A 13,196-nucleotide genomic window follows, 5' to 3' on the forward strand; every position below is an offset into this window, starting at 1 on the left:
TAATCTCATTTTATTTTACTAATTCTTAAAGTCTTTTATATTTTCTTTATCATAAAGTAAAGCTGGTACTGGTATATTTTTTTCTACTTTTTCACCTTTTATAGCTTTTACTACTGCTTCTACAGCTAAACGTCCCATTTCCTTAGGTTGTTGTTGAATCATAGCAAGAATAGTTCCATCTGTTATTCCACTTGCTGCTTCTTCAGTTAAGTCAAATCCTACAATCTTAACATCTTTATTCTTTGCAGATTCAAGTGCCGCTTTAGCTCCTAGTACACTATTTTCAGCTGTTGCGTATATTATATCTACATCTGGATTAGATTGAATTAAGTTTTCAACTGTATTAAGAGATTCTTCTCTATCATATCCTGGTTGTGAGTTTAATATCTTAACATTTGCTGAGCCTTTTAATGCATCTTTAAATCCATCTATTCTTTGCATTTGTATTTGAGATTTTAAATCTGTTACTATTGCTATTTCTGATTTCCCACCTAATTTTTCATCTATGTACTTTTTAGTGTATTCCCCTAATTTTTTACCAGCATCATAACTAACTGTTCCTACATAACTTGTAATATTTTCAGTATTTAATACAGCATCCACTGTCACTACTGGCATTTTTTCAAATGCTCCCTCTACAGCTGGTACTATAGCTGAGTTATCTGTTCCAAGTACTATCATTCCATCCACATTTTGTTGTATAAAATCTTCTATTGCTGATGTTTGCTTTGCCACATCTTGGTCTGGGTCATTTACTATGACTTTCACGCCTAGTTCTTTAGCTTTTTCTTTGATTCCCTCATCAATATCTATAAAAAATTGATGTTGAAGAGTTATTGTAGATACTCCTATAGTTAAATCTTTCTTATCTGAGCCACTTTTATTATCTGACTTGCTTGGCCCTTCCATTGAACATCCTGTTAACATTCCTATTGCTAGTGTTCCAGCAATTCCTAAAGATAAAATTTTTCTCACTCTCATAATTAACCTCCATTTTTAATAGTTTTAAATTTGAACAAATTGGATTTCTATTTATTAATATTTAAATATTTTTCAACATCTTCTTTATAAGGCATACCAGATTGAGCTCCCAACTTTGTTACAGAAAGACCTGATACTACTACTGCATATTCCACTGCTGTATATAGATTTTTACCTTCTGTTATAGCCACTGACAATGCTCCATTAAACGTATCTCCTGCTCCTGTAGTGTCTTGGACATCAACTCTTATGCAAGATACATGCTTGATTTCCTTACCATCATAAAATCTAGCTCCATTTTTTCCTTCTGTTATTACAAGTTTATTAGGATATTTTTTTAATACTTCCTCTATCTCTTCCTCTGTATCAAAAACTATTTTATATTCATGTTCATTTGGTGTTAAGTAAGTTGCTTTTTCTATTATATCTTCATCTAATTTTATTGCAGGTGCTGGATTTACCAAAACTTTTATCTTATTTTCAAAACAGAAATTTACCACATAATTTATTGTTTCTAATGGAATCTCTAATTGTAGTAATACTATGTCTGCATTCTTTATCTCTTCTTCATTCTTTTTAATTAATTCTATGTCTACTAATTCATTAGTCCCTGGCACAACAACAATACTATTATCATTTTCACATAGTGTTATGACAGCAACACCAGAACTTTTGTGCTTATTTCTAGATACTAAGCTATAATCAACTTTATTATCTCTAAAATTTCTTATTAACTCTTCTCCTAAGCTATCCTCACCTACACATGATATCATTTTCACATTTGCTCCTAGCTTAGATGCTGAAACAGCTTGATTAGCACCTTTTCCACCAGGTGACGTAAAAAAACTATTACCTAGTACTGTTTCTCCTTTTTCTGGTCTTTTATCTACAGAACATACCATGTCCATGTTTACACTTCCTATGACAACTATGTTTCCCATTACATTACTCCTTTACATATCTATTTATGTCTCGAATGTTGCTATTTATTATCTTTCGTTGAATCTCTTATAACTAATTCTGGCTTAAAAATCAACTCATCAAATGATTCTTTTTTATCTCCTCTTAAACAATTTATCAGTATCTCACTAGCCTTGTATCCTATGTCATAAGATGGCTGTCTCACTGTTGTAAGAGAAGGACTTATTAGGCTAGATGTCTGAATATCATCAAATCCTACAACATTTACATCATTTGGTATATTTAATCCTCTTTCTTTAAGCCCTCTTATAACACCTATTGCAATCAAATCATTTGCACAAAATATTGAATCAAAATCTATTTTTTCCAGTTTTTTTATAAATTCCTGTCCCCATTCAATTTTATACTTACCTTCAAATACATAATCAGGGTTGTAACTTAAATTACACTCAATTAATGCTTTTTTGTATCCCTCTAATCTATCTACTGCTATTTCATTTTGAAGAGGACCACTTAGGTATATTATTTTCTTACTCCCAATATCTAATAAATGTTTTGTAGCTATATATCCACCTTCAAAGTTGTTTATTTTAACTATTCCTTTTAAAGTTTCTTTGTTCATACTTATTTTCTTATCAATTAATACAGTTGGTATTTTTATGTCTTTATAATTTGCCTCTTTCCAATTTGTATTTGAAGAAGCCGCAAAGATAATTCCATCTATCATTCTCTCTGATAATGTTCTTATCCCTTCATATTCTTTTTTGGCATCTTCGTCTGTATTACATAAAATTATGTTGTAACCTTCTTCATTAGCCTTGTCTTCCACTCCTCTTGATACATCTGTAAAAAATGGATTTCGGATATCTGGTATAAGAAGCCCTATAGTGTTAGTTTTTTTAGTTACTAGGCTTTGTGCTAGTTTGTTTGGTACATAATTTTTTTCTTTCATTATTTTTAAAATTTTTTCTCTTGTTGCTTGACTTATATTTTCATCTTTATTATTAATGACCTTTGACACAGTTGTTTTAGAAACACCAGCCAATTCGCCAATTTCTTTTATAGTAATACTCAAGAAGTTCACCCCCGCAATTTAGGAAACCGTTTTACTTAACCGGTTACCTAGATATTAGCACATCCTTTTTTCCTTTGCAACTATTTTATATAAATTTTGATATTTTTCTCATTTTTCATAATATTGCAATTTATAATTCAAATTTAATATTTATATTAATATACAAAAAAAAATTAATATACTTTTATAATTATTTAAAAGTACATTAATTAATTTAAGTAATCTTTATTAAAGTTCAAGTCCTTGTTCTATAATCATTTTTTTATCATTTTCAATTCCATTTCCGACAGTTGTTAAATAATCACCCACAATTGCAGAATTTACACCACCATTAAATCCAATTTTGTCATACCCTTTTAAAGATAACCTTCCACCAGCATATCTTATGTATACATTGGGAATTATGAATCTAAATACTGCTGTTGTTTTTAATATTTCCATAGGCTCTAATATATCATAATCTTCCATAGGAGTATTCTTAATAGGGTTTAAAATATTTATCGGAATTGATTTGACATTTAATTCTCGTATTTCAAAAGCCATTTGTAGTCTTTGTTCTTTACTTTCATTCATCCCTATTATTCCACCTACACATACATCTAATCCAGCCCTTTTAGCTTCTTTAATTGTTCTTATTCTGTCTTGATAAGTATGTGTTGTACATATATTATCAAAATTATCTTTAGATGTCTCGACATTATGATGATATGTAGTCACACCTACTAATTTCAGCTTTTTAGCTTGCTCATAATCTATAATACCTAGAGATGCACATAATTTTAAATTAGTATTTTCTCTTAATCCTTCATAGATATTTAAAATATCATTAAACTCTTTTCCTGTCATACCTTTACCACTTGTAACTAAAGAGAATCTATGTACTCCTTTACTTTCCATTTCTTTAGCTCTCCTTAAAATCTCATTGTACTCGAGCAATGAATATTCATCTACCCCAGTTTTATAATGGGATGATTGTGCACAAAATTTGCAGTCTTCACTACATTTGCCAGACTTAGCATTCATTATTGTACATAAATCCACTCTTCTTCCCATAAAAGCTTCTCTTATTTCATTTGCAGATTTTAATAGTATATCAAGAATATTTTTGTTATTTGTATCAAGGCTTATTAAACTAAGAGCTTCGTCATAATTTATTTCTTTTCCATCCAAAACTTTATTTTTTAATTTAATTATGTATTTTTCCATATACCCTCCTATTCGTCAACCCATATTATTTATATAGTTTACTTATTATATATAGTATTACATAGGTATCATTTATTAGTCAACCTTGTGCTATATACAAGTTTACTATTAAACAAAAAATACTGCCTTAAAATAGTATTCGTATAATATATTTATACATATCACTATTAAAGCAGTATTTTTTATTAAATATTATTCTTATTAATTTACAAAACTATCCTTGTCTTAACTCCATCCAAGCTTTCCATTGTAACAACCTCTAAACCTTCATACTCTCTAAATAGCCATTTTAAATCCTTCATAGCTTGATTAACCTGATTTTTTGTTAGATTATTTATAAAATATTCTTTTCTAGTTTCCTCATACTCTTTGCTAGTTAAAAAGTTTCTTAGAAAATTAAATGCAAATACACTTGGGATATTGTTTACATTAGCTTTCTTGCTATTTTCTTTCTCATAGTAAATTTTCATAAATGCATACTCCTTTGATACTTTTAAATTTCTCTTACAATAATTATATGCATTTAAGTCCTACTATTCTTATAATTTTATTAATTCATATTCTTTATTTCCCATTCCCATTTCACATGCATAATCTATTATTCTAGTTCCATTTACATGAGGATGCTCATGTTTGAACACATCATGACCCATTTCCTTACAAACCAAATCATAGCATGCTTGTTCAATAGCTACTGGGTCTGTTGATGCTAATATTCCTATATCATGTGCAATCGGTCTACCTGACCAAGGCACGCAATCACAAAGTGGAGTTACATTCATGACAAAAGTTATATATCCTACCTTATCTTTTTTGTTTGATACTGCTCCATAAGCGTATTCTGCCATCTTTTCAACAAACACATCTGAGTCACTTTCCCATTGTATAGTTACTGCTCTAGTTGGACAGACAGTTGGACATTCTCCACATCCATAACACACATCAGAATCTATAATTGCCTTCTTATCTACTATACTTATAGCTTTTGTAGGACAAGAATTAACACACTTTCCACAACCTATACACTTCTTCTCCTTTACTACTGGAGTAACATCAGAATGTTGCATTTGCTTTCCTGCTGCACTTGCACATCCCATAGCTAAATTTTTTAATGCTCCTCCAAAACCTGCTGCTTCATGACCTTTAAAATGACTCATTACTATCATTGCAGAAGAATTATAAATTTCGCCACCTATTTTCACACTTTCAAAATGTTTTTTATCTATTTGTACATTTTCATAATTTCTACTGTACAATCCATCTGCAATTATTACTGGCGCATTTACCACTGCATAGGCAAAACCATTTTCTATAGCTGTTGTAAGATGGTCTACAGAATTTGTTCTACTCCCTGTATATAATGTATTTGTATCTGTCAAAAATGGCTTTCCTTCACAATCTTTAATCTTATCAACCACTTGTCTAACTGCTACAGGACTCATATATGTAGTATTTCCTTTTTCTCCAAAGTGAAGTTTGATTGCTACTTGGTCATTCTTTCCTATTAAATCTTTGAATCCTGCTGTATCAAATAATCTTCTTACATTGTTTGGCACATTTTTATTTTGCGAATTTGAGTATAAGTCACAAAAATATACTTTTGACTTTTCCATATCTACACCCCTTTAAAATATTTACTTGAATTAATTTTATCACTTTTAAAGTGATTTTTTAGTATATTTTACCACAATTAAAGATTCTTATCTTTATTTAATAAAAACAATATTATTTTAACTCCTTACTACACCGTTTTAACTTTTTACTAGTTAGGCTCTATATACTATAGCATATCTTAAATAACTGATAATCACTAGATTATAATCTAGCTATTTTTTATTTTTAAACAATTTCTTAAGGTAATAATTTAATTATTATAAAATAGAATGAGTAGAAGTAAAACAAAAAAAGACTTGAAACTTAAGTTCAAGTCTTTTTTGCTTAGATATATTCTTATACATTATTAAGTTTATTTCTACACAATATATTGCTATTTATATTTATAATGAAGATATCATTAAACTGGTTTTTTATTAAATAAAATAACAGCTGATAACAGACACACTGTTGAAATAATAATTGTTACAATGATTGGAATAATAAATTCTGGAGCTGTCACTTTACCTGAAATCAAATCTATATTTTTTGATAATATGAAATTAGGCGTATAAGGTGCAATCTGCTTAGGAATAGAAATTAAACTCAAAGCAAGGGTTACTACTAATACAAGTAATACACTTGCAAATGCTGGTCTAAATAATACACATCCAAGAATTAATATAGTAATATACATAATACCAATTATCCATAAGTTAAATGCTGAAAATACAACATGATTAAGATTTGCAGTTGGCCAAAAATACATTGTATAACCATAAGTACATAAAAAACTCAACCAGAAACCAATGGTCATAATAATTACTGCAATAGAAAATTTAGATAATACTACAGATGAACGTGACAATCCTTTAGTCAACATAATGACAAGTGTTCCTTTAGAATATTCGTTTGATAAAATATTACAAAAAATAATTAGAGTTAAACTCATTCCAAGACCAGAAATATTGCTAGAAAACTGTGTCCAAGAATCTAAAGCAGTTGGTAAAGCAGTAACTTTTAAAGTTGGGGCAAAATGAGCAATTATGTCTGGCATAAATTTAGCAGAAAGAGGACTCATTATTCCAAATATTAAAAATAAAGTAATCAGACTAAATAATTTGTAATTTCTTACGTTCTCTACAAATTCTTTTTTTGTAAATGCTATGTATTCTCTCACTTTACTACCTCCAAAAATAAATTTTCAAGTGACAATTCTATTAATTCCATCTTTATTGGACAAAGATTCATTTCTGCAAGTGTAGATATGACTGTTTGTTGTATTGATTTTATATCTTTACCATGGAAAATAATTTCCATATTAGTCTCTTCTGAATCTTTAAGTAAGGATTTAATCCTACTACTAGACTTAAATACTTGGATTTCATCATTACTTGAAAACTCCAATAAAAGTCTATCTTTTCCGTGCATACTTTTTATTTCTGAAAGTGTACCACTAAGAGCAATGCTTCCGTTATTTAATATAGCAACATGGTCGCAAATTCTTTCAACATCAGACAGTATATGTGTTGAAAATATTACGGTTGTTGAGTCTTTGATTTTAAACATAATATCTAATATTTCTTTTCTACCAACAGGGTCAAGTGCGCTTGTTGGTTCATCACAAATAAGTAATTTAGGGCGTGAAAGTAATGCTTGAGCTATCCCAAGACGTTGCTTCATTCCACGAGAAAATCCACCTATTCGTTTCTTTTCATTTCCAAGTCCTACAAGTGATAACAACTCTTCACTTCTTAACTTTATTTCTTGTTTTGAAAGCCCTGTGATTTCTCCACAAAGAGAAAGATATTCAAGTGGTCTCATATAGTTATAAAACTCTGGAACATCAGGTAGATAACCTACATGGCGATTAGAACTTGTTCTTCCATAGGTCACTTTCTCACCACAAACATTTATAGTTCCACTATCTGTTTCAAGTAACCCAAGCACCATTTTCATTGTTGTAGTCTTGCCTGCACCATTCTTACCTACAAAGCCAAAAACTGACCCTTCTGGTACAGTAAGATTTAGATTATCTATTATCTTTCGATTACCAAAACTTTTTGATAACCCATTTATTGAAACAATATTCATCATTCATCACCTCTCCCTATAGTGAAATATAAAATTGGGCCTATTATACTTATAAATAACACTAAAAGAATCCATATTGCCTTATTACCAATTTTATAATTTGGATGTTTTATTATATGAATAAGTGCAGTAATTACGAGTATTAAATTTAAAATAATAATAGGAAGTAACAGTGGTAAATTTTCCATTAAATTTTCCATAATTTTATTCCTCCAATAAAGATAATTTTTCTATAAGAAATCTGTATTCTTTGTTCTCATTTAATACAGAGAACATAGGATTATTCTTAATAGCAGCAACAATACCTGCCTTTACAATTGTATCATCACGTGTAATACCTGTTCCAATCTCAGAAATCCAGCCATCGATATGATTAAAAAAGTCATCACTATGTAGCATAATTGGATATATATCACTCATTGCCAAATCTACATATCTTTGTAATGACTTAATAGCTCCTTTAGTATTTCCATGTATTAAATTCATTTGTATCTGTGTTAAATATACAGAAAACATAATGCCAGGAGATAATGCATCAAGGTCAAAAGTATCTGAAATCATTAAAATACGTCTTTCTATTTCTTCAATTTGTGATTTATCTGAGTTTTGCAGAAGTCCCACTAAATCTTGAACTAACAACGTAAGATTCTGATATGCTCCTATCTGTAACGTTTCATTAGCTTCACTAATTTGACCATTCATCATTTGTCCCTGTGCAAGGAGTATGCTTTCATTTACCATGGGAAAATTGCTATCTTGAAATAAGTCGATAACTTCTATAGGTTGATTTAACAAGATATAACAGGTTGCCTCCATACCTTTTGACTGACGACAAATTTCTATATCATCACTTGTTTCTCGTATTCGAATAAAAATTTCTAATGCTTCACTAATTAATAGTTCACGTTTTTCTTCATCTACAAGGTCATAATGATTAATTATTAAAACACCCATCTGATAAATCAAAGGAAAGCATGAATAATATTTCTTTATGGTTTCTCGTATTTCATCCATAACTTCGTCAAATGGTTTAACAGTAAAATCTTTACACAATCGCTGATATAGTTTATTAATATCTTCCTTAATCATTTGCGGTTCGTAACAAATTAATTCATCAACTGTAATGTTGAAATATGTCGCGAGTTGTGGCAAAAAAGTGATATCAGGATAGCTTTGCCCAGTTTCCCATTTAGATACAGAGGCTTTAGAGATACCTATATAATTTGCAAGTTCATCTTGTGTAATTCCTTTTTCTTTACGCTTTAAAATCAGTGTTTTTGCAATGTTTAATTCATTCATATCAACGCCTCCTTTGTATAATTATATCCTTAAATCCATGAACCTAACAAGCGATTTAAAGTTGACTTTTGATGAAAAAATCAACCATAGAGAAACAAATAAGCAGGGATCTTAGATACCTGCTTAAATATATTTTTAAATTTAATTTATATAATTTTTTATTTATCCCAATTATTTCCACATTTTTATACAAAACCACAGATGAATATATCCAAATATAGTTTTTATTTATCATGCTTTTTAAACGCCTTGTATAAAATATCTTTTAATATAAGTACATTATTCTCATTGCTCATCTTGTATTCTTTTTCAAATCTTGAATATAATTCTTCAATAGCTATTTGATACTTTTCTATCCCCTCTATATCAACATATGCTTCTAAAATAGGATACTTAGAGCTCCATGCTTTTGTCCAGTCAACATCCTTACTAATATTATCAGTTATATCTTTAGAACATAAATTACTTTCATCAATCAAGTAATCATAAGTAATATTAAATAGCTTTGATATATTTTTTATATTTTCTAAGTCTGGCTTAGCTTGCCCTAATTCCCACTTGCTAATAGTTTGTCTAGATACATTTAGTCTTTCAGCCAACAATTCTTGAGAATAATTATATTTCTTTCTTAGTTTTGTAATCTTGTCTCCTAAATTCATATATTAAGCCCCTTTCAATTTAAAATAATTATATTTCAATTATAAAGTATTAAACTCAACTGTTCTACAAAGTAAGGTTTGAAATATGTAAACTTTAGTTTACATACATAATGAAACATTCTATATAAACAATATTAATATTTAATTATAGATTTTTTGATAAAAATTAATTATTTATTCTTAAATAATAAAAAAGGCTTGTGTTGTAGTTAACTCCAAGTAGTATACTCTATTTAAGAGTTGAGTAAACATAATGAGTTTTACATAGAGATATTGTACAGTTTGTAAGTAAAATCAATAGGAGGAAATTTATGAGTAATATAGATATATTTGAGAGAGACAAATCTGGCGAAGTAATTTCAGATTCTGACCCAGATATGGATAAAATAAGATATGTAATAGAAAGGGCTAAAAAAATAACTGCTGAGCTAAATAACTCGTATCATACTAAAAAAGAAATAAGAAAATTATTTTCTAAACTTACAGGTGTTGAAGTCGATGAAAGCTTATATTTAATACCACCATTTTACACAGACTTTGGAAAAAATATAAGAGTTGGAAAGGATGTATTTATTAATCATGCCTGTACATTTATGGATAGAGGTGGCATTACGATTGAAGATGATGTACTTATTGGACCTAAAGTAAATCTTATAACAATAAATCATCCTTTAGAACCATCTAAAAGGCATTCCACTGTGTCTACACCTATAGTTATAAAGAAGAATGCTTGGTTAGGAGCAGGAGCAATGATTATGCCAGGTATTACAATAGGTGAAAATGCTGTTGTTTCAGCAGGAGCAGTAGTCACAAAAGATGTACCTCCAAATACTGTTGTTGCAGGTGTACCTGCTAAGATAATAAAGAATATATGTTAGATTATTAGATTCTAAGTTGAAGTTTAGTTGTTGGATTAATAGAATATTATTATAGTGTTTCAATAAAAAAAGACATTCTTAATTTAATTAAGTTTGTCTTTTTTTATTGATTAATATCATATTTATGCCAAGTTTTATTGTCAAAGTTCTTGACAAGTAAACTTGGCATGATATAATTAAAATACCAAGTAAACTTGGCATCTAATTAGGAGGTGTCTCATATGAATAAAGAAGAAATCTTAAGTAAGAGTCGTCAATCCAATAAAGATGAAGGATTAGAGTACATTGAAAATAAAGGTAGAAAAATAGGATATTCAATTTTCACATGTGTCTTCGCTTTCATTGTAATATTTAACGCCTTTATTGGACAAAAGAGTGATGCAGTATCTGCTTTATTTTGGACATTTGGTCTTGCTGAAAATATAGCAAAATACCAATTCACATATGAAAAAAAGAATTTGATTTTGGCTATTGGTTTCTTAATTACAACTATATTCTCATTGACTAATTTTGTTTTATCATCATTGAGGTAAGCATATGAATGAAGAATTAATATTAAAAAATCACTTAAAAATAGTAAGAACAGAGAAAAAATTATCTCAAAGTCAACTAGCTGAAATGGTTGGTGTGTCAAGAAATACTATTAGTTCAATAGAAACAGGTCAATTTAATCCAACAGCAAAATTAGCACTTATCTTATGTATAGCTCTAGATAAAAAATTTGAAGATTTATTTTACTTTGAATAAAATCTATTGTAGCCATAAAATATAAAAGAAACTGTAGTCATTATATATATTATCAACTTCCAAAATTTAAAATAAAAAGATTTATATAAATAAATAAAAGAGTAAATGATTAGATATTTATTATCTTATCACTTTACTCTTTTATTTATTTTAAAGTCTCATCCATCTCCTTAATACCTTATATTCCATATTTATTAGAGCCTCTTCTGTTTTAAAAAAAACTCAATTTTAAGTCTATATATTACCCAAATATAGCGCAATTATACAGGTACCTTAAGAAATATGTTGCAAAATTGTTAAGGTACCTGTATAATATATTTCATAAGGTGCCTTATCATTATAATTTATATTATTTAGGAGGATAACATGGAAAATGAAAAATCAAATATTAAATATTTAAAAGAAGAACCAATAAAAAAAACTATTCTTTATTTATCTATTCCTATGATGATAGGAATGTCAGCTGGAACTATTTATAATGTAATTAATGCCTACTTTATAGGATTAGTTCATGACACAGCTATGCTTAGTGCAATAACATTGGGACTCCCTATATTTACAATTCTAATGGCTTTTGGAAATATGTTTGGTGTTGGTGGCAGTACATTCATAACTAGGCTAATTGCACAAAATAATAGTGATGAAGCCAAAAAAATTGCTGGATATACTTTTTATGCAAGTATTATAACGGGTCTATTAATAGGTCTAATTGGCTACTTACTAATGAATCCTATTGTTAAATTATTAGGTTCTGATATGGCTACATTTGAATATACAAAACAATATGCGATTACACTATTTGTTGGTGGATTCTCTATTGTATTGAACTTCTCTCTTGAGCAAATTGTAAGGTCTGAAGGTGCATCAAAAGAATCTATGTATGGTATGTTTGTAAGTGTAATAGTTAGTATCATATTAGATGTTTTATTTATACTAGTTCTTAATATGCATGTGTATGGTGCTGCATTATCAATGATACTTTCTAATATTGCATCTAGTGCTTATTATGTTTGGTATTTAAATGTTAAAAGCGAGAACCTTAGAGGATTTTTACATTACATAAAAATCAGCATAAATAGCCAAGTTGAAATATATAAAGTTGGTGTATCCCAATTAATCCAATGCTCTTTCTTAATTGTGACTACACTATTATCCAATAATTACTCTATGCAATATGGAAATAACATAGTTGCTAGTTTTGGTATAGCACTTAGAATTGCTCAAATTCCAGAATTCTTTGTTATGGGTATTGTTTTAGGTGTAATGCCACTTATAGCATATAATTTCTCTAATAAGAATATACCTCGTTTAAAAGAAAGTATAAAGTATTCTGCTTTATTCATATTTGTAATCGCAGTTGTATTTTCAGGAGTTGTTTATATATTTAGAACTCAAGTAATACAAACATTCTCAGTTGATACATCAGTTATTGAAATAGGAACTTATGTATTGGTAGCTATGCTAGTATCTGCCTTATTCAATGGAGTTACATCCTTATTTATGACAATATATCAAGCATCAGGAAAAGGCATCGAAACAGGTATAATGTCTATAAGCCAAGGTGGATTGTATATACCTATAGTAATATTGCTTAACTATTTTTATGGACTTGATGGGCTAATATGGTCTATGACAGTAACAGAAATTATAACATTTTTAATAGGTGCAGTTTTATATATACCTTATAGTATAAAACTAAAAAAAGAATCAACTAAAAATAAAGTAAGTCTTATATAAGATTTA

General features: G+C 28.8%; 15 protein-coding genes. 4 read left to right on the top strand and 11 right to left on the bottom strand.

The annotated features are described in order from the left end of the window. Window positions 1-18 precede the first annotated feature (18 nt). The 11 genes from Q3223_RS10990 to Q3223_RS11040 all read right to left on the bottom strand — a co-directional run bounded on the left by Q3223_RS10990 (window position 19) and on the right by Q3223_RS11040 (window position 9,828). Complete coding sequence (locus Q3223_RS10990) at window positions 19-981, bottom strand: substrate-binding domain-containing protein (RefSeq protein WP_054268902.1); 963 nt, start codon at window positions 979-981, stop codon at window positions 19-21. Window positions 982-1,028: 47 nt separating this feature from the next. Beyond that, on the bottom strand, window positions 1,029-1,922 hold the full coding sequence (gene rbsK / locus Q3223_RS10995; protein WP_054268901.1) for a ribokinase: 894 nt from the start codon (window positions 1,920-1,922) through the stop codon (window positions 1,029-1,031). Between the two features lie 41 nt (window positions 1,923-1,963). Beyond that, window positions 1,964-2,986 carry a LacI family DNA-binding transcriptional regulator gene (locus Q3223_RS11000; protein ID WP_223195579.1) on the bottom strand — a complete coding sequence of 341 codons (1,023 nt, stop codon included), beginning with the start codon at window positions 2,984-2,986 and terminating at the stop codon, window positions 1,964-1,966. Between the two features lie 219 nt (window positions 2,987-3,205). Further along, window positions 3,206-4,183, bottom strand: a complete 978-nt coding sequence (gene bioB, locus Q3223_RS11005) for a biotin synthase BioB (RefSeq protein ID WP_227832621.1) — start codon at window positions 4,181-4,183, stop codon at window positions 3,206-3,208. 206 nt (window positions 4,184-4,389) lie between these two features. Next, window positions 4,390-4,653, bottom strand: a complete 264-nt coding sequence (locus tag Q3223_RS11010; RefSeq protein WP_054275688.1) for a hypothetical protein — start codon at window positions 4,651-4,653, stop codon at window positions 4,390-4,392. A gap of 69 nt (window positions 4,654-4,722) precedes the next feature. Then, window positions 4,723-5,796, bottom strand: coding sequence for a DUF362 domain-containing protein (locus Q3223_RS11015; RefSeq protein ID WP_074179325.1), 1,074 nt, complete (start codon window positions 5,794-5,796; stop codon window positions 4,723-4,725). Window positions 5,797-6,197: 401 nt separating this feature from the next. After that, window positions 6,198-6,956, bottom strand: a complete 759-nt coding sequence (locus Q3223_RS11020) for an ABC transporter permease (protein ID WP_054268896.1) — start codon at window positions 6,954-6,956, stop codon at window positions 6,198-6,200. Beyond that, a complete protein-coding gene (locus Q3223_RS11025; protein ID WP_407811988.1) occupies window positions 6,953-7,873 on the bottom strand; it encodes an ATP-binding cassette domain-containing protein in 921 nt (306 codons plus the stop codon). The genes Q3223_RS11020 and Q3223_RS11025 overlap by 4 nt, the downstream gene beginning before the upstream one ends. Then, window positions 7,870-8,070 carry a PLD nuclease N-terminal domain-containing protein gene (locus Q3223_RS11030; protein ID WP_054275685.1) on the bottom strand — a complete coding sequence of 67 codons (201 nt, stop codon included), beginning with the start codon at window positions 8,068-8,070 and terminating at the stop codon, window positions 7,870-7,872. The genes Q3223_RS11025 and Q3223_RS11030 overlap by 4 nt, the downstream gene beginning before the upstream one ends. Before the next feature lie 4 nt (window positions 8,071-8,074). Further along, complete coding sequence (locus Q3223_RS11035) at window positions 8,075-9,169, bottom strand: helix-turn-helix domain-containing protein (RefSeq protein WP_407811989.1); 1,095 nt, start codon at window positions 9,167-9,169, stop codon at window positions 8,075-8,077. A gap of 224 nt (window positions 9,170-9,393) precedes the next feature. Beyond that, a complete protein-coding gene (locus tag Q3223_RS11040) occupies window positions 9,394-9,828 on the bottom strand; it encodes a helix-turn-helix domain-containing protein (RefSeq protein ID WP_021382863.1) in 435 nt (144 codons plus the stop codon). Between the two features lie 311 nt (window positions 9,829-10,139). Here Q3223_RS11040 and Q3223_RS11045 point away from each other — a divergent pair, with 311 nt between their 5' ends. The 4 genes from Q3223_RS11045 (at window position 10,140) to Q3223_RS11060 (ending at window position 13,190) form a co-directional block, all read left to right on the top strand. After that, window positions 10,140-10,706, top strand: coding sequence for a sugar O-acetyltransferase (locus Q3223_RS11045; RefSeq protein WP_021382845.1), 567 nt, complete (start codon window positions 10,140-10,142; stop codon window positions 10,704-10,706). 221 nt (window positions 10,707-10,927) lie between these two features. Beyond that, window positions 10,928-11,239 carry a DUF6442 family protein gene (locus Q3223_RS11050; protein ID WP_243193876.1) on the top strand — a complete coding sequence of 104 codons (312 nt, stop codon included), beginning with the start codon at window positions 10,928-10,930 and terminating at the stop codon, window positions 11,237-11,239. A gap of 4 nt (window positions 11,240-11,243) precedes the next feature. Further along, a complete protein-coding gene (locus Q3223_RS11055) occupies window positions 11,244-11,453 on the top strand; it encodes a helix-turn-helix transcriptional regulator (RefSeq protein ID WP_054268891.1) in 210 nt (69 codons plus the stop codon). 366 nt (window positions 11,454-11,819) lie between these two features. Further along, entirely contained in the window at window positions 11,820-13,190 is a 1,371-nt protein-coding gene (locus Q3223_RS11060; protein ID WP_243193875.1) for an MATE family efflux transporter, read from the top strand. Window positions 13,191-13,196: the final 6 nt, after the last annotated feature.

Origin of the sequence: Clostridioides sp. GD02367, from assembly GCF_045900275.1 — a bacterium.
GTDB classification, from domain to species: Bacteria; Bacillota; Clostridia; order Peptostreptococcales; family Peptostreptococcaceae; genus Clostridioides; species Clostridioides difficile_A.

Coding starts and splice junctions, on each gene's coding strand:
- Q3223_RS10990 (WP_054268902.1), bottom strand. CDS start 981: ATGAGAGTGAGAAAAATTTTATCTTTAGGAATTGCTGGAACACTAGCA.
- rbsK (WP_054268901.1), bottom strand. CDS start 1,922: ATGGGAAACATAGTTGTCATAGGAAGTGTAAACATGGACATGGTATGT.
- bioB (WP_227832621.1), bottom strand. CDS start 4,183: ATGGAAAAATACATAATTAAATTAAAAAATAAAGTTTTGGATGGAAAA.
- Q3223_RS11010 (WP_054275688.1), bottom strand. CDS start 4,653: ATGAAAATTTACTATGAGAAAGAAAATAGCAAGAAAGCTAATGTAAAC.
- Q3223_RS11015 (WP_074179325.1), bottom strand. CDS start 5,796: ATGGAAAAGTCAAAAGTATATTTTTGTGACTTATACTCAAATTCGCAA.
- Q3223_RS11025 (WP_407811988.1), bottom strand. CDS start 7,873: ATGATGAATATTGTTTCAATAAATGGGTTATCAAAAAGTTTTGGTAAT.
- Q3223_RS11030 (WP_054275685.1), bottom strand. CDS start 8,070: ATGGAAAATTTAATGGAAAATTTACCACTGTTACTTCCTATTATTATT.
- Q3223_RS11035 (WP_407811989.1), bottom strand. CDS start 9,169: ATGAATGAATTAAACATTGCAAAAACACTGATTTTAAAGCGTAAAGAA.
- Q3223_RS11040 (WP_021382863.1), bottom strand. CDS start 9,828: ATGAATTTAGGAGACAAGATTACAAAACTAAGAAAGAAATATAATTAT.
- Q3223_RS11045 (WP_021382845.1), top strand. CDS start 10,140: ATGAGTAATATAGATATATTTGAGAGAGACAAATCTGGCGAAGTAATT.
- Q3223_RS11050 (WP_243193876.1), top strand. CDS start 10,928: ATGAATAAAGAAGAAATCTTAAGTAAGAGTCGTCAATCCAATAAAGAT.
- Q3223_RS11055 (WP_054268891.1), top strand. CDS start 11,244: ATGAATGAAGAATTAATATTAAAAAATCACTTAAAAATAGTAAGAACA.
- Q3223_RS11060 (WP_243193875.1), top strand. CDS start 11,820: ATGGAAAATGAAAAATCAAATATTAAATATTTAAAAGAAGAACCAATA.